The sequence below is a fragment of the Actinomadura xylanilytica genome, from assembly GCF_030283145.1.
Taxonomy (GTDB): Bacteria; Actinomycetota; Actinomycetes; order Streptosporangiales; family Streptosporangiaceae; genus Spirillospora; species Spirillospora xylanilytica.
The window spans coordinates 48349-70484 of record NZ_JASNWE010000003.1; the positions used below are offsets into that span (position 1 = coordinate 48349).

The 22136-nt window shown below is 72.5% G+C and carries 26 protein-coding genes; 3 read left to right on the forward strand and 23 right to left on the reverse strand.

The genetic code is table 11. The features are described from left to right. Positions 1–133: 133 nt before the first annotated feature. The 6 genes from QP090_RS18175 to QP090_RS18200 all read right to left on the reverse strand — a co-directional run bounded on the left by QP090_RS18175 (position 134) and on the right by QP090_RS18200 (position 4728). Positions 134–778 (reverse strand): PadR family transcriptional regulator, encoded by a 645-nt coding sequence (locus tag QP090_RS18175; protein ID WP_285940162.1) that lies wholly within the window; start codon positions 776–778, stop codon positions 134–136. A gap of 162 nt (positions 779–940) precedes the next feature. Further along, complete coding sequence (locus QP090_RS18180) at positions 941–1399, reverse strand: anthrone oxygenase family protein (RefSeq protein ID WP_285940163.1); 459 nt, start codon at positions 1397–1399, stop codon at positions 941–943. A 34-nt stretch (positions 1400–1433) separates the two neighbouring features. Further along, positions 1434–2648 carry a ketosynthase chain-length factor gene (locus QP090_RS18185; RefSeq protein ID WP_285940164.1) on the reverse strand — a complete coding sequence of 405 codons (1215 nt, stop codon included), beginning with the start codon at positions 2646–2648 and terminating at the stop codon, positions 1434–1436. Beyond that, positions 2645–3916 (reverse strand): beta-ketoacyl-[acyl-carrier-protein] synthase family protein, encoded by a 1272-nt coding sequence (locus QP090_RS18190; RefSeq protein WP_285940165.1) that lies wholly within the window; start codon positions 3914–3916, stop codon positions 2645–2647. The genes QP090_RS18185 and QP090_RS18190 overlap by 4 nt, the downstream gene beginning before the upstream one ends. A gap of 3 nt (positions 3917–3919) precedes the next feature. Continuing rightward, positions 3920–4315, reverse strand: a complete 396-nt coding sequence (locus QP090_RS18195) for a cupin domain-containing protein (RefSeq protein ID WP_285940166.1) — start codon at positions 4313–4315, stop codon at positions 3920–3922. Positions 4316–4386: 71 nt separating this feature from the next. Next, complete coding sequence (locus tag QP090_RS18200; protein ID WP_285940167.1) at positions 4387–4728, reverse strand: TcmI family type II polyketide cyclase; 342 nt, start codon at positions 4726–4728, stop codon at positions 4387–4389. A 224-nt stretch (positions 4729–4952) separates the two neighbouring features. On the opposite strand from QP090_RS18200, the gene QP090_RS18205 reads away from it, so the two are divergent. Next, positions 4953–5495 (forward strand): flavin reductase family protein, encoded by a 543-nt coding sequence (locus tag QP090_RS18205; protein WP_285940168.1) that lies wholly within the window; start codon positions 4953–4955, stop codon positions 5493–5495. Positions 5496–5522: 27 nt separating this feature from the next. Beyond that, positions 5523–6593 (forward strand): methyltransferase, encoded by a 1071-nt coding sequence (locus QP090_RS18210; protein WP_285940169.1) that lies wholly within the window; start codon positions 5523–5525, stop codon positions 6591–6593. Between the two features lie 94 nt (positions 6594–6687). Here the strand turns inward: QP090_RS18210 and QP090_RS18215 are convergent, their stop codons facing one another. The 5 genes from QP090_RS18215 to QP090_RS18235 all read right to left on the reverse strand — a co-directional run bounded on the left by QP090_RS18215 (position 6688) and on the right by QP090_RS18235 (position 11126). After that, positions 6688–7083 (reverse strand): ester cyclase, encoded by a 396-nt coding sequence (locus QP090_RS18215; protein ID WP_285940170.1) that lies wholly within the window; start codon positions 7081–7083, stop codon positions 6688–6690. After that, entirely contained in the window at positions 7080–7616 is a 537-nt protein-coding gene (locus QP090_RS18220; protein ID WP_285940171.1) for a cupin domain-containing protein, read from the reverse strand. Before QP090_RS18220 ends, QP090_RS18215 begins: the two co-directional genes overlap by 4 nt. Positions 7617–7688: 72 nt before the next feature. Continuing rightward, a complete protein-coding gene (locus QP090_RS18225; protein ID WP_285940172.1) occupies positions 7689–9362 on the reverse strand; it encodes an NAD(P)/FAD-dependent oxidoreductase in 1674 nt (557 codons plus the stop codon). 16 nt (positions 9363–9378) lie between these two features. After that, a complete protein-coding gene (locus QP090_RS18230) occupies positions 9379–10173 on the reverse strand; it encodes an SDR family NAD(P)-dependent oxidoreductase (protein ID WP_285940173.1) in 795 nt (264 codons plus the stop codon). 2 nt (positions 10174–10175) lie between these two features. Then, positions 10176–11126, reverse strand: a complete 951-nt coding sequence (locus QP090_RS18235) for an oxidoreductase (RefSeq protein WP_285940174.1) — start codon at positions 11124–11126, stop codon at positions 10176–10178. A gap of 180 nt (positions 11127–11306) precedes the next feature. On the opposite strand from QP090_RS18235, the gene QP090_RS18240 reads away from it, so the two are divergent. Then, positions 11307–11762, forward strand: coding sequence for an ester cyclase (locus QP090_RS18240; RefSeq protein ID WP_285940175.1), 456 nt, complete (start codon positions 11307–11309; stop codon positions 11760–11762). A 25-nt stretch (positions 11763–11787) separates the two neighbouring features. Here the strand turns inward: QP090_RS18240 and QP090_RS18245 are convergent, their stop codons facing one another. The 12 genes from QP090_RS18245 to QP090_RS18300 form a co-directional block, all read right to left on the reverse strand. Then, positions 11788–12426, reverse strand: a complete 639-nt coding sequence (locus QP090_RS18245; RefSeq protein ID WP_285940176.1) for a hemerythrin domain-containing protein — start codon at positions 12424–12426, stop codon at positions 11788–11790. Next, the gene (locus tag QP090_RS18250; RefSeq protein ID WP_285940177.1) at positions 12426–13418 is read right to left on the reverse strand and encodes a hypothetical protein; all 993 of its coding nucleotides are present in this window, start codon (positions 13416–13418) and stop codon (positions 12426–12428) included. Before QP090_RS18250 ends, QP090_RS18245 begins: the two co-directional genes overlap by 1 nt. Before the next feature lie 2 nt (positions 13419–13420). Next, positions 13421–14269, reverse strand: coding sequence for a methyltransferase domain-containing protein (locus QP090_RS18255; protein WP_285940178.1), 849 nt, complete (start codon positions 14267–14269; stop codon positions 13421–13423). 5 nt (positions 14270–14274) lie between these two features. Further along, complete coding sequence (locus QP090_RS18260; protein WP_285940179.1) at positions 14275–16371, reverse strand: MMPL family transporter; 2097 nt, start codon at positions 16369–16371, stop codon at positions 14275–14277. A gap of 149 nt (positions 16372–16520) precedes the next feature. Then, positions 16521–16991: an anthrone oxygenase family protein gene (locus QP090_RS18265; protein ID WP_285940180.1), complete on the reverse strand. Its 471-nt coding sequence runs from the start codon at positions 16989–16991 to the stop codon at positions 16521–16523. Beyond that, positions 16991–18175, reverse strand: coding sequence for an FAD-dependent oxidoreductase (locus tag QP090_RS18270; protein WP_285940181.1), 1185 nt, complete (start codon positions 18173–18175; stop codon positions 16991–16993). The genes QP090_RS18265 and QP090_RS18270 overlap by 1 nt, the downstream gene beginning before the upstream one ends. A 5-nt stretch (positions 18176–18180) precedes the next feature. Continuing rightward, a complete protein-coding gene (locus QP090_RS18275; RefSeq protein WP_285940182.1) occupies positions 18181–18489 on the reverse strand; it encodes an antibiotic biosynthesis monooxygenase family protein in 309 nt (102 codons plus the stop codon). A gap of 31 nt (positions 18490–18520) precedes the next feature. Then, on the reverse strand, positions 18521–18820 hold the full coding sequence (locus QP090_RS18280; RefSeq protein WP_285940183.1) for an antibiotic biosynthesis monooxygenase family protein: 300 nt from the start codon (positions 18818–18820) through the stop codon (positions 18521–18523). 3 nt (positions 18821–18823) lie between these two features. After that, the gene (locus QP090_RS18285) at positions 18824–19564 is read right to left on the reverse strand and encodes an SDR family NAD(P)-dependent oxidoreductase (protein WP_285940184.1); all 741 of its coding nucleotides are present in this window, start codon (positions 19562–19564) and stop codon (positions 18824–18826) included. Between the two features lie 112 nt (positions 19565–19676). Next, positions 19677–20540 (reverse strand): AfsR/SARP family transcriptional regulator, encoded by an 864-nt coding sequence (locus QP090_RS18290; protein WP_285940185.1) that lies wholly within the window; start codon positions 20538–20540, stop codon positions 19677–19679. Positions 20541–20568: 28 nt separating this feature from the next. Then, on the reverse strand, positions 20569–20949 hold the full coding sequence (locus QP090_RS18295) for a SchA/CurD-like domain-containing protein (RefSeq protein WP_285940186.1): 381 nt from the start codon (positions 20947–20949) through the stop codon (positions 20569–20571). An 86-nt stretch (positions 20950–21035) separates the two neighbouring features. Further along, positions 21036–22100, reverse strand: coding sequence for a glucose-1-phosphate thymidylyltransferase (locus tag QP090_RS18300; protein WP_285940187.1), 1065 nt, complete (start codon positions 22098–22100; stop codon positions 21036–21038). Between the last annotated feature and the right edge of the window lie 36 nt (positions 22101–22136).

Here is a 22136-nt window from a genome sequence, read left to right on the forward strand (position 1 = left end):
ATCGTGCCGCGGGAGCGATCCGGATATCCTGGTGTGGGATCCTCGAATCACCGGCCGCCATCCGTTGGCGTCGATCGAGGTCGTGGGCCCCGGTGGGTGCGACAACACCCGCCGGGGTTCTCATTGCCGGCGGTCAGCTCACATGGCTCTCATCCTCCCCGACCGCGAAACTCTGGCTGGACTCGTTCCCCTGGTGCCAGCGGTACCAGATCTCCAGGTCCTCGAGGGTTCCCTCCTCCAGTTCCTCGGCCAGGCACGTGACCCATGCCAGCTCGGCGCGCAGCATCATCTCCTCGTACTCGGCCTCGATCAGGAACAGGCGGCGCAGGCCGCTCGCGCGCATCTGGTCCATGAACGCGCGAACCTCGGCCAGCCTGATCTCCAGCGACTCGACCCGCCGCCGCAGCAGCGGCGCCACCTCCTCGGGCGACAGCACCGGCATCAGCGACAGGCCCGCCTCGAACTCGGGGTACTCCTTGGTCGAGGTGCGCAGGATCTCGCTGAGCCATTCCCTCAGCTCGACCCTGCCCGCGGGCGTGAGCGCGTAGACGGTGCGTTCAGGCCGCCTCCCCTCCCGGAACGTCTCCACCGGCTCGATGAAGGAGGCCCGGACCAGGGCGTCGACGACGGTGTAGAGCGACCCGTAGTTGATCCGGATGCTCTGCTCCTTGCCGCGCCCCTTGAGCTTCTGGGCCATCTCGTACGGGTGCATGGAGCTTTCGGAGAGGACGGCGAGCACCGCCAACGCGAGCGGATTGGTGACCTTGCGCTTGACCATGAGACTCTCCGGTTACGGATACTCTGCGCCGAGTATACCGCGCCGGAGATTCGCCAACCAGACATAACAGAGAAGTAGCCCAGGTACCCCAAAAGCGGCGGACAGCGGGCGAAGTCGCCCTCCGTCCGCCGCCGCCGGGTGTGGACGTCCGTGCCGGAGGTGTCACACGACGATGACCACGGCCGCCGCCAGGTTGGCCCCGAGGGCCGCCGCCGCCAGCGCGGTGCGCACCGCGTTCCACCACCGCCACCGGCCGCGCCGCTCGGTCCAGTCGGACGGCAGCGACGCCGGGTCCTGCGCCGTGACCCAGTGGTTGATCGGGACGTTCTTGGTCAGCGACACCGCGACCACCGACAGCATCAGCAGCCCCGCCACCCCGCCCGCCAGCGGTCCCGCCCAGCCCGGCGCCGCCACCACCAGCGCCAGGTCGGCCAGCGCCGTCAGCAGGATCGTGACCGGCATGAACGGGTCGTAGCGGGTGGCCAGGAAACCGTGCGCGTGCACGTACTGCTCGCCGGGCAATGCCATCAGCAGCGGGACACCGCCCAGCACGGTGGCGCAGAACACCCCCACGGCGACGGCGTTGCCCATCAGGGCGGCGACGACGAGGATCTGGCTCACATTCGTTCTCCTTCCATGCCGGGCCCGGCGCCGTCTAGCCGGACGCGCGGGCGACCAGCGCCGCGTTGAACCCGCCGTATCCGCGGGCGACGACCAGCGCGTTGCGCACCCGCGCCGGACGGGGGCCGTCCAGCACCAGGTCGAGCCCGTCCGCCACCGGGCCGCCTACCCGCACGGTCGGCGGGATCACCGAGTCGCGGATCGACAGCAGGGCCGCCAGCAGGTCCAGCGCGGCCCCGCCGGCGTAGAGCCGTCCCGTCAGGGTCTTCGGCGCGGTGACGGGCACCCCGCGCGGCCCGAAGACCGCCGTGAGCGCGTCGGCCTCCGCCTGGTCCGGCTCCGGCAGGCCCATGGCGTCGGCGAAGACCACGTCCACCTCGCCCGGCGCGATCCCGGCGTCGCCGAGCGCCGTCTCGATCGCCCGCCGCAGCGTGGGCGGCCGGTCCGAGCCGGGCGGCGGGTCGAACGTCGCGCCGTAGCCGGCGATCTCCCCGTAGATCCGCCCGGCGCCCCGGTCCCGGGCGTGCGCGCCGTCCTCGACGATCAGCAGCGCGCCTCCCTCCCCCGGCACGTAGCCGCACGCCTCGGCGTCGAACGGCAGGTACGCCCGCTCGGGGTCGGCCCGGTCGCTCAGCGCCCGGTTGCTGATCTGCGCGACCAGGCCGTACGGGCAGAGCGACGCGTCGGTCCCGCCGCTGACCACCATCCGGGTGCCGTCGCGCAGCAGCCGCCGTGACTGCGCCACCGCGTCCAGCCCGCCCGCCTGCTCGGTCGCGATCACCCCGCAGGGGCCGCGCATGCCGTGCCGGATGGAGATCTGGCCGGTCGTCGCCGCGTAGAACCAGGCGATGGACTGGTAGGCGCCGACGAACCCCGGACCCCGGCCCCAGAGGTTGACCATCTCGTGCTGCCCGAACTCGGTGCCGCCCGACGAGCTGGCCGTCACCACGGCCATCTCGTACTCGGGCATCCGCCCGGGATCGATCCCCGAGTCCTCCAGCGCCATGGCCGCGGCGGCCAGGCCCAGGTGCGTCCAGTGATCGGTCTGCGGGATGATCCGACTGGGCACGTGCTCGGCGGCCGAGAAGCCCGGCACCTCCCCCGCGAGCCGCACCGGATACGACTCCGGGTCGAACCGGGTGAGGGGACGGATCGCGGACCGGCCGGCCAGCGTCCCTCGCCAGTACGCCTCGACACCGACGCCGTGCGGCGTGACCGCGCCGACGCCGGTGACGACGGCGGCGGTCATCCGGTGCTCCCCGGGCGGGCGAGGAGCATGGCGGTCTGGAAGCCGCCGAAGCCGCTGCCCACGCTGAGCACGACGTCGGTGCGGTGGTCGCGCGCCGTGCGCGGCACGTAGTCCAGGTCGCACTCGGGGTCGGGCGTGCACAGGTTGGCGGTCGGCGGCACCACGTCGTGCTCGATCGCCAGCGCGCTGGCCGCCACCTCGATCGAGCCGATGGCGCCGAGCGAGTGCCCGACCATCGACTTGACCGAGCTGACCGGCACCTCGTAGGCCCGCTGCCCGAGGCTCCGCTTGAACGCGGCCGTCTCGTGCCGGTCGTTCTGCTTGGTGCCCGACCCGTGCGCGTTGATGTAGTCGATGTCGCCCGGACCCAGCCGCGCCTGCCGCATGGCGACCGTGATCGCCTCGGCCATCTCCCGGCCGTCGGGTTTCAGGCCGGTCATGTGGTGGGCGTTGCTCCGGCCGGCGACCCCGGCGACCTCGGCGTAGACGTGGGCGCCGCGGCGGTGCGCCGCCGACGCCTCCTCCAGTACGAACACCGCCGAGCCCTCGCCGAGCACGAACCCGTCCCTGTCGCGGTCGAACGGCCGCGACGCGTGCGCGGGGTCGTCGTTGTTGGGGGACGTCGCCTTGATCGCGTCGAAGCAGGCCGAGGTGATCGGCGAGATGGGCGCGTCGGTGGCCCCGGCGATCACCACGTCGGCGGTGCCCTCCCGGATGAGCTGGGCGCCGTGCGCGACGGCGTCCAGCCCGGAGGTGCAGCCGGTGGAGATCAGCGCCACCGGACCCTCCGCGCCGACCCGCCAGGCCACCTCGACCGCCAGCGTGCTGGGCACCATGTAGCCGTACAGCTGCGGCACCCCGTAGTGGTGGTCGACCAGCCACTGCCGGCCGCCGTCGCTGAGGACGATGTACTCCTCCTCCAACCCCATCGTGCAGCCGACCGCGCTGCCGAGGCTGACCCCGACGCGGTCCGGCCGCAGCGCACCGGTCACCAGCCCGCTGTCGGCGACGGCCTCGTCGGCGGCGACCGAGGCGAGCTGGGCGGCGCGGTCCATCCGCCGGACCTCCTGGGGCGTCAGGCCCCAGGCGGCGGGATCGAAGTCGCACTCGGCGGCGATCCGCGACCGGAATCCGGACGGGTCGAACAGCGTGATGGCCCGGGTGGCGGTCCGGCCCGCGGTGAGCATCTCCCAGAACGCCTTGGTGCCGATGCCGCCCGGGGCCACCACCCCGATCCCGGTGATCGCGGCTGAGCGTGCGGAGGTCATGGGTCACCCGACCTTCGGCGCGGCCTCGCCGGCGTTCGGCAGCGGTTCGAGGTCGACGTGGCCGAGCTCCGGCCGCGGCGCCAGCGGGCTGAGGTGGAAGACCGCGAACGCCTGCTCGGCGCCGTCGTTCTCCAGACGGTGCCGGTCGTTGATCGGCACCATCAGCGAGTCGCCGGGGCCGAGGCGCACCGCCTCGCCCTCGACCCGCATCAGCACCGAGCCGCGGACGACGTAGAGGAACTCCTCCGAGTACGGGTGCCGGTGCTCGGAGACGAACTCTCCGGGTTCGAGCGTCAGCTCGCCCATGAACCCCGAGGTGGACTTCACGGTCCTGGGGCTGAGCAGGACGCGGATGTCCCCGCCCCGCCGGCGGTTGGGGACGACGTCCTGCGCCGTCACTTTCCGGATTCTCGGTGTGGACACGGTGGCGACTCCTTGGCCTGGGAAGCGAGCAGGGAACCGGCGGGACGTCACCGGGTGAGCTGGACGCCGTCGTCGGGGGTCCAGATGTAGAAGGGTTCGGCCATCGCGTCCTTCGGCTCCTTCCAGTTCGGGTCGTAGGGCCGGACGTGCGCGGTGAGCCGGTCGCTCAGGTCGCTGTAGAGCGGGTTGCTCCGGGCCTTGTACAGGTTCGGGGTGATGTCGCCGTCCGCCTCGACCATGTGGAAGTACAGGTCGTGGAAGCGGAAGAGGGTGCGGCGCGACACCCCGATCAGGTGCGGCAGTTCGGTCGAGTCGGACTCGGCGAACAGGCGGGCCACCGCGTCCGCCTGTCCCGGCTCCATCCGGGCCACGATCAGCGTTCGGTGCATGGACGCTCCTCCCTGCGGCCGGCCCGGGTGACGGGCAGGCTGGCGGATATCACCACGTCGAGCGTCGGGGTCGCCGCTTGACCCCCGCTGCAGAAGCGCTGGAAGCGGCGGCCCGTCCGGCGGCGGACGGGCCGCCGCGCTTGAGGACGTCCCGAGCGGTCCTCGAGCACCCCGCGGGAACGTGTGCGGGACACCCCGGCACCGATCCCCGGACGGGGAGGCACATGCGAACCCCTGACTCGCCAACGACGGATCCCGCCGACACGCACCGGCTCCGCGCGGCGCTGGGCAGGTTCACCACCGGAGTCGCCGTCGTCACCGCGACGAGCCCGGCGGGCAGGCCCGTCGGGATGACGGTGAACTCCTTCACCTCGGTGTCGCTCGCCCCTCCGCTGGTGCTGTTCTGCGCGAGCCGCCGGTCCAGCCTGTATCCGGTGTTCGCCGGGGCGGCGGCGTTCGGGGTGAACATCCTGCGGGACGGCCAGACCGCCGAGTCGCGGCGGTTCGCCGGCCCGGGACTCGACCGGTTCGCGGGATTGCGTCCGCGGGCCGGGCGGACCGGCGTCCCGCTGCTGCCGCGCGCCCTGGCCACCCTGGAGTGCGTCGAGCCGGAACTGCGGCCCGCCGGCGACCACGACGTGATCATCGGACGGGTCGCCGTGGTCGAGATGGACGCGGGCGAGCTCGACCAGCCGCTGGTGTACTACGCCGGCGGCTACCACTCCCTCGACACCGACCACGCATGGTGGTCCGCCTGGCGCGAGTAGGCGGGGCCCAGATGAGGAGATGGCACGATGACCGCACCCACAGAGACCACCCCCGCGGGCGCGCCGCCGTTCGCGCCCGCGAAGATCTACGAGCTGAGCACCGCGTTCTGGCACTCGAAGATGCTGGTCAGCGCGTCGGAGCTCGGTGTGTTCGCGCGGCTGGCCGAGAGCCCGGCCACCGCCGCGCGGCTGGCCTCCGAGCTCGGCCTGACGTCGCCGGCGCTGCCCGAGTTCCTGGACGCGCTCGTCGCCATGGGCATGCTCGAGCGCGACAGTGACGGGTACCGCAACAGCCCCGAGGCGGACTACTACCTCGTCCCCGGCAGGCGCTACTTCATGGGCACCTACCTGGGGTTCGTCGACCGGTTCATGCGGCCGACCTGGGAGGGGCTCGCCGAGGTGATGCGCACCGGCAAGCCGCAGATCCCGCATCCGCCGCAGGGGGACGCGCCGCAGGGCGAGGGCGGGGAGTTCTTCGAGCAGACCTACGCCGACCCGCAGCTCCAGCGCATGTTCATCGAGGCGCAGGACGCGCTGAGCAGCGAGCTGGCCTGGGAGCTGTCCCGCCGGATCGACTGGAGCGGCCGGACCGACGTCGTCGACCTGGGCGGAGCCCGCGGGAACGTCGCCGGCATTCTGCTGGAGGCCCACCCGCACCTGACCGGCACGGTGTTCGACATGCCGCCGCTGCGCCCGCTGTTCGACGAGCACATGGAGCAGCTCGGCGTGGCGGACCGCGCCCGCTACCAGGGCGGCGACTGGTTCGCCGATCCGCTGCCGGAGGGGCAGACCCTGCTCTGCGGGCACGCGCTGCACAACTGGAACACCGAGCAGCGCCGCACGGTCATCGGCAAGGCGTTCGAGGCGGTCCGGCCGGGCGGCGCCTTCATGGTCTACGACCTGATGTTCGACGACCGGCGCGGCCGGCTGAACCCGCTGCTGCTCAGCCTGGCCATGACGCTGAGCGTCGGCGGCTCGGGCTACTCGGCCGCCGAGTGCGTGGAGTGGATGAAGGACGCCGGCTTCGGCGGCGTCGAGACCATCGCCCTCCAGGACTACGACGGCCACACCGTCGTCATCGGGCACAAGCCCGAGTGACGACGCGGCGAACCGGGCCCGTCTCCGTGGGAGGCGGGCCCGGTTCCGTGGTGCCGTGCCGGGAGGGTTCTCCGTGGTGGCGGAGTCGCCGTGGTCAGCGGAGCTGGGAGACCAGGCCCCACTCGTCGAACACGTTCACGTCCGCCACGACCAGGCCGTCGCGGAACGTCCAGATCTGGATGCCGGAGGCGGACGCGGTCCGCCCGGTCGGGGGGATGCCCCGGTACCCGGCGACATGCCGGCCCCGGGCGGTGAAGTACGTGACGACCCGCTCCCCCTCGGCCACCTGGAGGCCCACGTCCACGGTCATGCCGGCGAACGAGGCGCGGATCCGCCGGGCGGCGTCGCGCGGGCCGGCCGGCCCGACGCGCCGGCCGCGGAGCACGAGATCGGGGGCGAAGATCCGGTCGGCCAGATCGAGGTCGCCGCCGCACCAGCCCTCCACGAGCCAGCGCCGGGCCAGCTCCCTGCCCGCCTCGCCGGCGCTCACGAGGCGGCCGGGCGGGCCGCCGCCGGGCCCCCCGCGGGACGTCCGGCACCGGGACGTCCGGCACCGGGCGGCGGGCCGACCGGTTCCAGCCCTTCCACGTGGAAGCGGTCGGCCAGGTCGATCATCGCGGCGGGGGGCGGCGGTCCGCCGCCCCCCATCAGCTCGCTGAGGCCCTCGAAGAAGCCCTCCACCCCGCCGGGCGTGGCGACGACCAGCAGCCTGCTGGAGCCACCGGAGATGTTGCGGAACTTGTGCGGGACGCCGCGCGGCCCGTACACGAGGCCGCCGGCGGAGACCTCGTGCTCCTCGTCGCCGAGCCGGATGGCGTACCGGCCCTCGACGACGTAGAAGGCCTCGTCCTCTCCCGAGTGGACGTGCAGCGGCGGGCCGCCGCCCGGGGACGTGGTGACCTCGAAGAACGAGTACAGGCCGCCCGTGTCCTCGGCACGCAGTAGGAACCGGCCCTCCTCGCCCTGCCACCGGACCGGTGGCACCTCGTCGCGCCAGACGAGCTTTCCCGGTGTGTGCGTCATGACCGTCACCTCCGTGTCATGGTTCGGCTTCCGGCGATCGGTCCGGGCCGCGGCGACGGCGCGGCCCGGAGGTCAGGCGATCTTCTTGCGGTGGAGCGCGGCCCGGCCGATGGCCTGGAGGGTGCCCGCCGCCAGCTCGCGGGCCCCGGGCGGTCCGCTGCGGATCGCCCAGTACATGAACTTGGCCAGGTCCCGGGTCGTCGGGTGCAGGTTGTGGTTGTCGGGGTCCTTGTAGCCGAAGGCGGCCGGCGGGAGGTCCGACTCCAGCACCAAGCGCAGGATCCGGTGGGCGGCGTCGTCCGCCGAGATCTCGCCGATCTCGAACTTCTCGACCGTCTCCACCATCACGTCCCACATGGCCTTGGTCTCGGCGTTGTCCGGCCACCAGAACCCGGCGTTGGGCGCCTCCTCCAGGTCCTTGTAGATCTGGTCGTCGCCGCTCAGGTTGTACTGGAGCTGCGCGCGGCTCAGCCGCATCGCGCCGTAGTTGGACGAGAAGCCCCAGATCCGGAAGATGGCGTCCCACAGCTTGAAGTGCGGGAAGGCCAGGAAGGACACGTTGCAGAGGTCGTCGTTGTAGTCCAGCAGGCCCTGCTGGAGCCGCTCCACGAAGGCGTAGCGCTCCTCGGAGAAGTCGTCGTCCTTCAACGAGTCCAGGACCCGCCACGCCACCGCGTCGATGACCTCGACGGTGTTGGACATGCCGCGGGAGAAGAGCGGGTCGATGAACCCGGCGGCGTGCGACATCATGCACCACCGGTGCCCGACGGTCTTCTTGGACGAGTACTGGACCCGCCCGGTGGACACCCACTCGCGCACCCGCCGCGCGCCCCGGAAGTGCCGTGCCACCGCCGGGAACCTCTCCACGTAGGAGTAGAACTCCTCCTCCGGCGTCATGTCCTCGGGCTTGGGATGGACGCGGGTGTCCAGCACGAGGCCCACGCTGCACAGCGGGTTGGTCGACTTGCGGTGGTTGTCGAACGGGATGATCCAGAAGAAGCCGCCCTCGAAGGTGTGGTGCAGGGTGCCCTCGTGCCAGCGCAGCGGCGGCCGGTCCTCCCGCGGCCAGTCCACCATGTGGTCGAACGGCGGCACGTTCGACATGTGCGTGAAGATCGAGCGGGTGTGCGTCTTCAGTCGCGTCGGGCTCTCGCGCAGGTCGAGCTTGTCGGCCACCGGGGAGCGGAAGCCGCTGGCGTCCACCAGGTAGCGGGCGCGGATGCGCTCACCGTTCTGCCCGGTGACGGTCACCGCGTCCTCGGCCAGGTCCAGGTCGGCGACCCGCCAGTTCTGCCGCGGCTCGCAGCCGTACTTGACCGCGACGTGGAACATGTAGGCGTCGCTGTCCTGCCGGAAGATGTGGGTGGCCTTGTACAGCACCTTGGGCACCCCGGCCAGGATCGTCTCACCCGGGTCGGGCTCCTCGCCCGGCCGGTGCGACACGAAAGCGAAGTGCCGTTTGATGCCGAACGTGCTGCCGATCTTCTTGTCGACCGCGTTGAGGCTCTCCAGCGTGGTGATCTCGGGGATCCGGTAGCGGGACGCGAGCATGTTGAGCCGCACCAGGTAGTGCGGGATGGTCGACTCGCCGACCGCGAACCGCGGGTGCTGGACGCCGTCCACCAGCACCACGCTCGCGCCGTTGCCCGCCAGGATGGCCCCGAGCATGGATCCGGCGATGCCCGACCCGATGATCAGGACATCGCACTCGGTCTCCTTGAGGTGGTCCTTCGCCTGTCGTGTCACGTTCGTCGCCTCCCGGTCACACCATCGCGGTGCCGCCGTCGATGATCAGGTAACTTCCGGTGAGGTAGCCGGAGGGTTCGGTGGCCAGGAACGCGATCACCTCCGCGACGTCCTGCGGTACCCCGTTGCGGCGCATGGCCGCGCGCTGCGCGTTGGCACGCAGCGCCTGCTCGGGCAGCCCGTCGGCGACCCGGGTGAGGATCAGCCCCGGTCCCACCCCGTTGACCCGCACGCCGTACGGGCCGGCCTCCTGGGCGATCACCTTCACCGCCGACTCCAGCGCCGCCTTCGCCATGCTGAGCGGCAGGAACCCGGGCGCGGGCGAGCGCGACAGCGCCGCGCCGACCGCCACGACCGCGCCGTGGCCGCGGTCGAGCATCCCGGGCAGCACCAGGTCGACGGGGTTGAGCAGGGCCCGGAGCTGCCGCTGCACGATCCACTCGCAGTACTCCACCGAGGTCGAGGTGAACGGGGCCACCTTCACCTCGAACCCGTACAGGCCGGTGGCGTTGGCGACCAGCACGTCGACCGGGCCCAGCTCCGTCTGCGCGCGCTCGACCAGCTTCCGGACCTGGTCGCGGTCGGTCACGTCGGCTTGCAGGGCCAGCGCGCGGCCGCCGCCCGCCTCGATGGCCGCCACCACCTCCTTGGCCGGGGTCTCGCCGCGGTGGTAGTTGACCGCGACGGCCGCGCCGCGGGCGGCGAGGGTGCGGGCCGTGGCCGCGCCGATCCCGCTGCTCGCGCCGGTGACCAGCGCCACCCGGCCCCGCAGGTCCTCGGCCGCCGGCACGGCCGGTGCGTTGTCCGCCATGGTCAGCCCTCCTTCGTCTCGGGCACCGGCGCCTCGTACGACACGCCGGCCAGCCGTTCCGAGATGTCCCACAGCCGCGGCCCGAGCCCGGGATCTGCGATCTTGGCGGGCGTCCTCACCCGTCCGATCGGACCCCAGATCTCCCCGAGGCCGGTGGGCGCGTAGCAGCCGCCCGGCTCCACTCCGGGCGCGCACGCGGCGTAGAGCGACGGCCAGGCCCCAGCCGCCGTCGGCTTGGCGAACAGCCGGGTGGGGATCTTGAAGAACGCCTCCTGGAACCGGCTGCCCTCCATCCGGGGGCCGGTGTACTGGAGGTCGCTGGCCGCGAAGCCGGGATGCGCGGCGACGCCGGCCGGCCCGTGGCCGGCGTACCGGCGGGCCAGTTCCCGGGTGAACACCAGATTGGCCAGCTTGGCCTGGTTGTAGGCGTTGAACTTGTCGTACGCGCGCTCGCTCTGCAGATCGTCCAGGTCGATCCTCCCCATCATTTTCACGATCCAGGTGCCGAGGCTCACCACCCGGGCGCCGGGACGCGCCTTGAGCAGCGGCAGCAGCCGTCCGGTCAGCGCGAAGTGACCGAGGTAGTTGACGCCGAACTGCATCTCGTGGCCGTCGGCGGTGAGCAGCCTGGGGATGCCCAGCACGCCGGCGTTGTTGATCAGAATGTCCAGCCCGGTGTGCTCGGCCGCGTACTCCTTGGCGAACCGCTCGACCGACGACAGGTCGGCCAGGTCGAGCAGTCCCAGCCGGACGGACGCGTCCGGTGCGCGCCGCCTCAGCTCGGTCAGCGCCCGTTCCCCGCGCTCCCGGCGGCGGCATGCCAGGGTGACGTCCGCGCCGTGCCGGGCCAGTTCGAGCGCAGTGTGGAAGCCGAGGTTCTTGTTGGCGCCGGTGACGATCGCCGTGCGCCCTGACAGGTCCGGGATGTCGGCCGGGGTCCACCGTTCGGCCATGCTCGCCCTCCTGTGACGCTCGGGCCCCGTGCGGGCCGCGCGTCCCAGTGTCGCGAGCCCCGGTTAATTCGCGGCTAAGCGCGGGAAAGGCCGCCTTCCCGACACCTTGACAATAAACCGGAGAGTCGTTTAGCTTTTCTTTGGATAATGTCGGAGAAAGCTTCCGTGAATGGAGGAGCAGTGGCAGCGCAAAGTCGCGAGGAAAGAAACAAGGAAATCCTTGTAAAATCGCTCGACATTCTCCGGGGAAAGGCCGGACCGGAGCTGGCGAACGAGACCTACACCGCCGATTACACCGACAACAGCGGGGCACCCGAGCGGGGGCCGGCGCGGGTGCTCGCGGTGGCCGAGCAGGCCCTCCGGGCCTTCCCCGACCTGGACTACGACATCGGGCAGGTCATCGCCGAGGGCGACTACGTGGCGTTCCGGCTGACGATGAAGGGCACCCACGAGGGGCCGCTGCCCGGCTCCGGGATGCCCGGCACCGGCAAGCGGGTGGAGGTACGGCAGCTGCACATGATCCGGTTCGCCGGCGACAGGATCGCCGAGCACTGGGCGGTCCGCGACGACCTCGGCATGATGATGCAGCTGGGCGTCATCCCCGGTCCCCCCGGCGGCGGCCCCGCCGGCCGGTAGCTGACCGGCGGGACGCGCACCCGGCTCACAGCCAGCGTGGCTGCCTCGTGTAACGGGGCAGCCACACCTTCTGGAAGAGCAGCCGCACGGGCGGCGGAACCCGGCTCAGCACGGCCGCCCGGTCGGCGGTGGCGGCCTCCCCGATCAGCCAGGGGAAGAACTCCGGCGCGCTGCGCAGCGCCGCCAGCCCGCCGCCGCGCATCTCGGCCAGGCACCGTTCCCAGTCGCCGGGCGACATCGCGGCCCCGACCAGGGGCAGCGCGTCCCCTTCCTCGTGCTCGAGGTGCCGGTCCAGTTCGGCGCGGAACTCCTCGGCGGCCTCGGCCGGCCGCGCGTCGTCCTCGCCGGGCCTGGCCAGCGCGTCGTCCACCGCCGCCACGAGCGGGTCGATCCGGTCGTGCTCGGCCTCCATCGCGTCCAGGACGGCGAGATCGTCCGGGCGTCCGTGCAGGCCGGCCCGCATCCGCGGCCACATATGCCGGTCCTCGCCCTCATGGTGGCTGATCAGCATCGCCTTCAGGGTGCGCCAGCCCACGTCCACAGCCTGCCGCCCGCGCGCGTCGCCGGCGTCCAGCCGCCCGGCGGCGTCGGACAGGTAGCCCAGATCGCGGCGGAACGCCTTGTGGGTCACCAGCATCATCGTCATGTCGGGCCTGGCCGCCATCAGAGTCCTCCCTCGTGCCGGCAGTTGACGTTCAGGGTGTGCGCCGCGGCGAGATACCGCGGGTCGGGACGCAGCGCGTACTCGCGCCGGCACGCCTCGGCGAGCTTGATCGCGTGCTCCTCGCCGATCTCGACGGCCTCCTCGACCAGCAGGTCCACCCCGGGCGGCTCGCCCTCCGGGAGGGGCACGCCCCTCCCGGCGAAGCCGCGCGACACCGCCCACACCTGCGCGGCCAGCGTCTCGGCGGTCGCGTAGGCGGCGGGCCACATCTCCTCCGGCAGGATCGGCAGGACGAGGCGGACGGCGGCCGGCGCGGTGACCGTGTGGACGGCCGGGACCGGCGGGCGGGGGGCGAGCCCGGCGTACAGGCCGGCGTTCACCACGGTCAGCTCGCTCAGCGCGGCCGGAACCCGCGCGACCGGAACCCGCGCGGCCATGGTGACCGGGACCTCCCCGGACCCGCCGGCCCCGCCGGGCCCGCGGACCGGCGTGAAGCGCGCCGCCCAGTACGCCAGCCCGCGCGCCAGCTCGTTGAGCTGGAGGCCGCTCGGCTTCGGCGCGGTGCGCAGGATCCGCACCGCGTGCGCGGTCCGGATCAGCCCGTGGGTGAAGGCGGCGAACGCCCCGTCCAGCAGCACCGGCCACCACTCGACGACCACGTCCCGCCACGGCCCCTCGGCGAGCCGGCGGTCGAAGTAGGCGACCCAGTCGGCGACGCGGCGGTAGTCGCCCAGCGCGGCCCGCCGCGCCACCGGGTCGTCGTCGGGGATCGGCTCCAGCGGCGCGGGCGGGTCGTGGGAGCGGCGCCGTCGGAGGTTGAGCTCGATCCAGGACGGCACCTCGTCCGGACGGTCCAGGGTGACCAGCGTCTCGGCCGTCATCGGGGCGTGCACGGCGAAGTCGGGCCCGAACTCGAACCCGACGTCCACGAGCCGGTCGAGCGCGTCGTCGACGGCGGCGGCGTAGCGGCCGGCCCCTTCCGCGTCCGGCATGGTCAGCCCCCCTTCCGGCCCTCGGCCAGGATCATCGCGCCGTACATCAGGAACCCGCCATCGGCCTCCCGCTCGACGATGTTCCCGGTCAGGGCGCGGGCGCGCTCGGGCGCGAGCACGCCCAGCTCCCCGGCCCGCCGGACCGCGTCGCTGAAGCCGGTGAGCCCGTCGGCGGCGGCGATCCCGTCCAGCACGACGGGCATGAGCCGCGCCTGCACCTCCACCAGCCCGGCCGCGCGCAGCAGGCCGGACAGCCGGCGGCCGATCCACGGGTTGCGGATGTTGTCGAACCACCAGGTCAGCACGGTGCGGGCGGCCTCCCGGTCGTCCAGGTCGGGGGCCCACATGCCGTGGTCGGGATCGGCGACCAGGACGCGCCCGCCGGGCCTGGTCACCCGCGCCATCTCGGCGATCGCCCCCGCCGGGTCGGCCAGGTGCTGGACCACCCGCTCGGCGCGGACGCCGTCGAACCGGCCGTCGGGGAACGGCAGCGCGTACGCACCGGCGGTCATGAACGAGGCGGGCACGCCGGTTCCGGTGCCGCGGGCCCGGGCCTCCTCGATCGCCCGCTCGTTGACGTCGACGCCGACCGCCTCACCGGACGGGACGACCCGCCCGGCGAGTTCCAGCACGTCGGTGCCGTTGCCGCAGCCGACGTCCAGGATCCGCTGGCCGGGCGCGGGCGCCAGCCGGCGCAGGATCTCGCGCTTGACCGTGGCCAGCGTGTCTGCGGCGGCGTCCAGGTAGCCCACGGCCGGGCGGCCGAGCAGCGTGGAGGTGTCCCCCGGCTCCCCCGTCCAGGCGGGCTCGCCGCTCCGCTCACGTCCGCGGGCGGCCGCTTCGCTCGTCACCGTCATCAACCCCTCTGTTCGGATACCGGCTCACGCCCGGCCTCGCGGGACCGCTCGCCCGGCCCGCGGGCCAGGCTGCTCGGCCACCACAGCCGGTCGCCGAGATCGTGCGTCAGCGCCGGCACGAGCAGGGACCGCACGATGAAGGTGTCGATCAGTACGCCCAGCGCGATGACGAAGCCCTGCTCGGCGAAGCCGACGACGGGCAGGGTCACCAGGACGCTGAAGGTGGCGGCCAGCACGATGCCCGCGGAGGTGATGACGCCACCGGTGGACACCAGGCCGTTGATGGTGCCCTGCCTGGTCCCGTGCCGCTTGGCCTCCTCGCGGACCCGGCTCATCAGGAAGATGTTGTAGTCGACGCCGAGCGCGACGAGGAAGACGAAGGCGATCTGCGGGAGCTGGGCGTCCTGGCCGGTCCAGTTGAAGACGTGCTCGAAGACCGCCGTCGAGATGCCCATCGCGGCGCCGAACGACAGCACCACCGTCGCGATCAGCAGCACCGACAGGGTGAACGCGCGCAGCAGCAGGCACAGCACCACGAGGACGACCACCAGCACGAGCGGGATGGTCAGCAGCGAGTCGCGCTGGATGGTGCTGATCATGTCCACCTCGATCGCGGCGGGCCCGCCCACCTTGGCGTCCGCGCCCGGGACCGCGTGCAGGCGGTCGCGAAGCCGCTTCACCGCATCGCGCTCGGCCCCGCTCTCCGGCTCGGCCGCCACCGTGACCTGCATCTGCACCGTGCCGCCGGCCCGGCCGGACTCCTGTGCCGAGGTCGCGCCCGCCGCGAGGGCGGCCTGCCTGACCGCGGCGGCCTGCCCGGCGTTGGCGATCACGTCGACCGGGTTGCCGGCGCCGGCGGCGAAGTGGGCCGAGATGAGCTCCTGGCCCTTGACCGCGTCGGGCTTCTCGGTGAAGCTCGTCTGCTGCGGGACGTTGAACGACAGCAGCCCGAGCAGGCCCGCGGCGAGCGCCAGCGCCGTCACCGTCCACACCGCGCGGGGACGGGAGCCGACCAGGACGCCGGCCCGCGTCCACAGCCGGGAGGCGTGCGGGGCGTCCCCGGCGTGCGGAACGCGCGGCCAGAAGATCCAGCGGCCGAAGATGACGAGCAGCGCGGGCAGCAGCGTCATCATGGCCAGCACCGCGGAGCCGACGGCCAGGACGCCGATCGGGGCGAGCGTGCGGGTGGAGTTCAGGTCGGCGACGGCCAGGCAGAGCAGGCCCAGCCCGACCGTGCCGGCCGAGGCGACGATGGCGCCCCCGGAGCGGCGGAGCGCCACCTGCATGGCCTCGTGCCGGTCCTCATGCCGTGCCAGTTCCTCCCGGTATCGGGCGATCAGCAGCAGCGCGTAGTCGGTCCCCGCACCGTAGATCAGGATGCTCAGCACGCTGGTGGCCATCGAGTTGACCGTCAGGCCCGGCCCCTTGATCAGCCCGTACACGACCGCACTGCCGAGCTGGTTGGCGGCGAAGACGCTGAAGAGCGGCACCAGGAACAGCACCGGGCTGCGGTAGATGAGCAGCAGCAGGACGGCCACCACCAGGACCGGGACGAGCAGCAGGGTGAACTCCATGTCCCGGAAGATCAGGAACTCGTCGGCGCCGAGCCCGGCGGGCCCGGCCACCTTGATGTCCAGGCCGCCGCCGCCCTCGCCCAGCCGGTCGCGCATGCCGTCGACGGCGTCGAGGATGACGTCGCCCTCCTTCTCGTCGCCGGTGGCGGCGAGCGGGACGGTGTAGATGACGGCCCTGCCGTCCTTGGACACCTGGGGCTGCTGCGGGGTGGCGTGCGGCGCGAACTCCTTGGTGAGCCGCTGCGCATCGGTGGAGGCGTGCTGCCTGTCGGCGGCGGTGAGCCCGCCGTCCCGCTTATAGATGATCATCGCTGGGATGACCTGGCCCTGCGGGAAGGCCGCCTGTGCCTGGAGCACGGCGGTCGACTCGGCGCTCTTCGGCAGATATCCGATCCGGTCGTTGTCGGCCGCCTGGAAGAGCTTGCCGGCGAACGACCCGGACGCCATGAGAATCACCAACCAGCCCACCAGGACGATCCATTTCGCCCGGCGTCCGGCGGGCATCACCAGCAACCTCGACATCAGCGAACCTCCAGCTTCTCGGTCCTCGGACGGATGGGCTGACAGTAAACATGGCTATTGTCTACATGTAGGGAATGCGCGTCCACTAGCTGGCGGGAAACTACTGCCGACCTGCGGCGCCGCCCGGACCGGCCCCGCCTCCGGCCGGATCACCACACCAGCGCCGCCCCCGTGATCGCCGCGCCGAACCCGGCGATCGCCAGCAGCGTGCGCGCCCGGTTGGCCACCGCCCACCGGGTCCGCACGCCCGGCCAGTCCGCCGGCGGCGCGGCCGGATCCCAGCCGGCGATGACCCGGTTCATCCGCACGTTCCAGCCCTCCGACACCACCGCGACGCCGACGATGCACAGCCCCGCGCAGGCGAGGGCCACCCGCGGCCAGACGCCGTCCGCGACCACCACCAGCCCGGCGCAGACGGCCAGGGACACCTTGTTGACCCGCGGCATCATCGGATCGAACCGGCGGTCCAGCAGCCGGTGCACCTGGACGTAGGGCTCGGCCGCAAGCACCCCCACCACGGGCACGATGGCCGTCTCGACGGTGAAGAGCACGCCCGCCAGCACCCCCGACAGCAGCAGGAACGCCGCCAGGAGCACGTCGACCACGGCGTCCGGGACCATCAGAACCGCACGTCCATCATCTGGGCGTAGCTCTCCCGGCGGCCCTTGCCGTCAAAGAACGCCCGCATGAACAGGTCGCGGCCGGCGCAGAGCGGCCGGCTCCGCCAGCGCCCCATCGCGCCGATCGACCACGCCGTGCCGGTCATCCCGGCGACGCGCGCGTGGCGCAGCTCCTCGAAGGCGGAGATCGCCTCGGGCACCCGGTCATGCTCGCCCAGCAGCCTGGAGAGGGCGACGCCGTCCTCGACGGCCTGCCCGGCGCCCTGGCTGAGGTTGAGGGTCATGGGGTGGGCGGCGTCGCCGAGCAGCACGACACGGCCCTTCCCCCAGCCGGCGCTGCGGTCCGGCGGGCGGTCGAAGACCTCGATCGGCAGGATCGCGTCCTCCTCGGTCGACGCGAGGATGCGCGGCACCGGGTCCGGCCAGTGCCGGTACGTCTCGGCCATCACCTCGCCACGGTCCTTGTCCAGCATGTCGAACGAGGCGCCCACGCTGTCGGCGATGATCGCGTCCCAGTACACCTCCTCCGGATTGAGCCGCATGTACAGGAAGCGCAGCCCGCCCCGTCCCCACAGGTTGAAGAAGGTGCCGGTGGGCACCACGTCCTCGCCCGGAAGCCGGGTGATCGCCTGCCAGGCGGTGTACCCCGCGTACCGCGGTGGAAGGTCGTGCCCCTTGCGCAGGGCGTCACGGACCGTCGAGCGGATGCCGTCGGCGCCGATCAGGATGTCGGCGCGCAACTCGGTGCCGTCCGCGAGGCGCGCCGACACCCCGTCGGGGTCCTGCTCGAAGCCGGTGCAGCGCTGCCCGAGCCGGACGTCGTCGCCGGCCGCGTCCATCAGCACCGTGTTGAGGGCCGACCTGCGCAGGCCGATCGCCGGGGCGCCGCACCGCGCGGCCTCGGGGGCGATGTCCCAGCGGGCCAGCCGCCGGCCCCGGTCGGACCGGAACTCGTGATACACGATCTCCACGCCGGCCTCGGCCACCCGCTCGTCCAGCTTCAGCTCGCGCAGGGCGAGCAGCGCGTTGTGCCACAGCATGAAGCCGCCCCCCGTGAGCAGCCGCCCCGGAGTCGAGCGACGTTCGAGCACCACGGTGTCGACGCCCGCCCGGCGCAGGCCGATGGCGGTGGTCAGACCGCCGATCCCCGCGCCCACCACGATGGCCTTGCGCACCGTCGCCATGACGCTCACACGCTGTCGAGCCGGGCGCGCACCTCGAAGATGCGGCGCTCGACCCCGTCGTCGCCCCAGTACGGCAGCATGGGCGCGGCCATCCGCAGGTGCCCGGGGTCGTCCTCCCAGGCGCGGAACGCCTGCTCGCTCTCCCATTCCGCCAGCAGGATGTAGGTCCGCCCGTCCCCGGTGTCCCGCAGCAGCTCGTCGCGCAGATGACCGGGCGTGCCGCGCACGGTCTCGGTCACCTGCCGGTAGGCCGCCTCGAACCTGTCCTGGTCCTCTTTCCGGGGGGTGGCACGCACCACGATGCGGAAGGTCATGGCAGTCACGTCTCCTCTCTGGGCGGCCCGGTCAGACGCGGGCGATGATCTCCAGGACCTGCTTGCTGGCCGACTCGCGGAGCGGCTCGAAGGCGGCGGACATGCCGCGGCGCTCGGCGCTGCCCTCGAACGCCCGCAGCGCCTCGCGGCTCTCCCAGTCGCCGGTGATGATGTACTTGCGGCGCAGCTCCGGGTCGGAGGTCAGCGCCTGCCCGAGGCTGCCGCGCGGCTGGGCGTCCCTCATGGCGCGCCTCCAGATGTCCTCGAACGCGGCCTCGCAGCCCTCGCGTACGAGCATGGTGAGCACGGCACGGACCATGGTCGTCGTCACCTCCTAGATCCCGCCGTCCACGTCCAGCACGGCGCCGGTGACGTACCGGGCCGCGTCGCCGGCCAGGAACAGCACGGCGTCGGCGATCTCGGCCGGTTCACCGAGCCGGCCGAGGGCGGTCATCGCGGCGTAGCGCCGCCTGCCCTCCTCCCCGTTCGGGTTCTGCTGGCCCGTGTCGTCGACGATCCCGCAGGTGATCGCGTTGACCCGGATCCCCTCGGGACCGAGTTCCTTGCACAGCGCGCGGGTCAGTCCGATGATCCCGGCCTTGGACGCCACGTAATGGGACGCGTTCGGCATCCCGTGCTTGGCGACGGCCGAGGTGATGTTGACGATCGACGCCGGCCGGGCGAGCCGGTCCAGCGACGCGCGGATCATCCGGTACGTGCCGCCGAGGTTGGTGTCGACCACGCGCGCCCATTCGTCCTCGGCCATCTCCGCCAGCGGCAGATGGCTGATGATCCCGGCGTTGTTGACCAGCACGTCCACGGCACCGAACGCGTCGCGGGCGCGGTCGAGCAGCAGCCGCGCGTCCGCCTCCGCGGTCACGTCGGCGCGGACCAGCCGCGCCGACGCGCCGCGCGAGGCGAACTCCGCGCGGAGGGCGGCCGCCTCCGCGTTCTCCTGACGGTGGCACGCGGTGACCGAGGCGCCCTGCTCCAGCAGGGCCCAGGTGATCGCGCGGCCGATGCCCCGGGTGCCCCCGGTGACCACCGCGTGCCGTCCCTTGAGACCGAAATCCATGGTGCCGCTCCTTTGTCCGGCTCCACTCCCCGGTGGTGACTGTGAGTGGCTCACGACGTCGAGCGTCTCAGCCGGGGATAAAGCAGCGGCCAGTCTCGGGAAAACCCCGCCGTCAGGCGATCCACGTCTCCCAGTGCGGCGTGGACGCCTCGTCGGACTCCAGGATCGACCGGTGCAGCACCTGGAGGTCGTGGCTCGGCTCGACGCCGAGGTCGGTGACGCACGCCTCGCGCAGGACGCGGAACGCCGCCAGGGCGTCCGCCCTCCGCCCGGCCAGGTACAGCGCCACCATCAGCTGCGCGTGGACGCGCTCGTGCAGCGGATGCTCGGTGGCCAGGGCGCGCAGGTCCCCGATGACCCCGACGTGCCCGCCCAGCCGGATCTGCAACCGGATGCGGCGCTCCAGGGCGGAGATCCGTGACTCCTCCAGGCTCAGCGCCACCCCCTCCAGCACCGACGAGGAGCGCACGTCGACCAGCGCCGGCCCGCGCCACAGCCCGGTGGCCGCGCGGTAGTGCCGCAACGCGCGCTCCAGGTCGCCCTCGTCGGTGGCCATCCGCCCCAGCTCGCAGAGCCGCTCGAACCGGACGAGGTCGAGCGTCCCGTCGTCGATCTCCAGCCGGTAGCCGGGATCACGGGTCACGATGACCGGGCGCCGGCCGTGCGGAGGCAGCACCGACAGGGTCCGGCGCAACTGGGAGACGTACACCCGCAGCGCCTTGAGCGCCGTGCGCGGCGGGCGGTCGCCCCACAGCTCGGATATCAGCGCGTCCGTCGACACGACGGTGTTGCACCGCACCAGGAGCAGCGCCAACAGCACCCGCAGCTTGTGCGCGCGGGGAGTGCGGATCCGCAGCCCGTCGTGGATCTCCAGCGGCCCGAGCACCGTGAAACGTGTTCCGGACGCGGGCTCGGGGTCGGCCGGCGGCGCGCCGGGCACGCCCGCCGGACCGGCCGTCACAGGCATGATGTCCATCGCGCTCGGCTCCCCTCAACGAGCCGCGTCAGCTTCCCGCCGGGTGCGTGTCCACCGAGAGCTGGGACAGGCAGCGCATCATCGCCTCGCGGAAGTTCTCCTTGAACTCCTCGGGGGACGCGGCGGGCCGCCGGTGCGTCAGGTACGGGCCGAGCTTCTCCTCCAGGTTGTGCACGCCCTGCTGGCGGGCCATGTGCCGGGCGATGGCGATGAAGTCGCCCTCGTAGTGGATGAAGCGGACCATGAACTCGTCCTTCACGAAGACCGCGGTGCCGAGCAGCCGGCCGGCCGTCTCCCCGTTCTCGTCGCGCATGTCCGGGGTGTCGACCCGCTTGAAGCCGGCGAAGACCTCCGCCAGCTCGTCCTCGCATCCCGGCTTGACCCGGTAGGTGATCGCCGCGTACGGCATGGTGGACCTCCAAGGCAGAGAGGGAACGTGCCGCCATCGGACACGCGGCCGCTTGAGGCTCGCTGGACCGGCGGTCGGCGGCGGGGTCATCCCAGGCGGACCCGGCTGTGGTCGCCGACGACGAACCGGTGGGCGCGGGGCTGCTCGGCGGCGGGGGTGATGACGACGTCCTTGCCGAGGAGGGAGTCGCGCATCCGCGGCACGCCGAGCACCGACGAACGCTCCATGACGATGGAGAACTCCACCTCGGTGTCGCGGATCACGCAGCCGGGCCCGATGGAGGTGAAGGGGCCGAGGTAGCTGCCGGAGACGACCGCGCCGGCTCCCACGATCAGCGGGCCGACCAGCCGCGAACCGGCGACCTGGGCGCCCGCCTCGATGACGACGCGGCCGGTGATCTCGGTGGCCGCGTCCACTTCGCCCTCGACCCGCGGTTCCAGGGACTCCAGGACGAGCCGGTTGCACTCCAGCATGTCCTCGACCCGCCCGGTGTCCTTCCAGTAGCCGTGGACGATGTGGGAGGTCACCCGGGTCCCCCGCTCCAGCAGCCACCGGATCGCGGTGGTGATCTCCAGTTCACCGCGCGGGTCCGGCTTGATCGAGCGCACCGCCTCGTGCACGACGGGGGTGAACAGGTACACCCCCATGATGGCCAGGTCGCTGCGCGGCCGTTCCGGCTTCTCCTCGACGCCGAGCAGCCGGCCGTCGCCGTCCAGTTCCGCCACGCCGAAGGAGCCGGGATCGGCGACCGGGGTGAGCAGCAGCCGCGCGTCCGGCCGGGTGCGGCGGAACTCCTCGATGACGCCGGTCAGCCCGTCGAGGAGGAAGTTGTCGCCGAGGTACAGGACGAAGTCGTCGTCGCCGAGGTACTCCCGGGCGATGAGCACGGCATGCGCGAGGCCCAGCGGCGCCTCCTGCCGGATGTAGGTGACCCGCAGGCCGAACCGCGAGCCGTCGCCGACCGCGCGGCACACCTCGCCGGCGGTGTCGCCGACGACGACGCCGACGTCCTCGATGCCCGCTTCGCGCAGCGCCTCCAGGCCGTAGAACAGGACGGGCTTGTTGGCGATGGGGACCAGTTGCTTGGCCGAGGTGTGCGTGATGGGCCGCAGCCGCGTCCCATGCCCGCCGCACAGCACGAGCGCCTTCATGAGCCGACCTCCCCGCTGTCGAGTGGAATGCCGCCA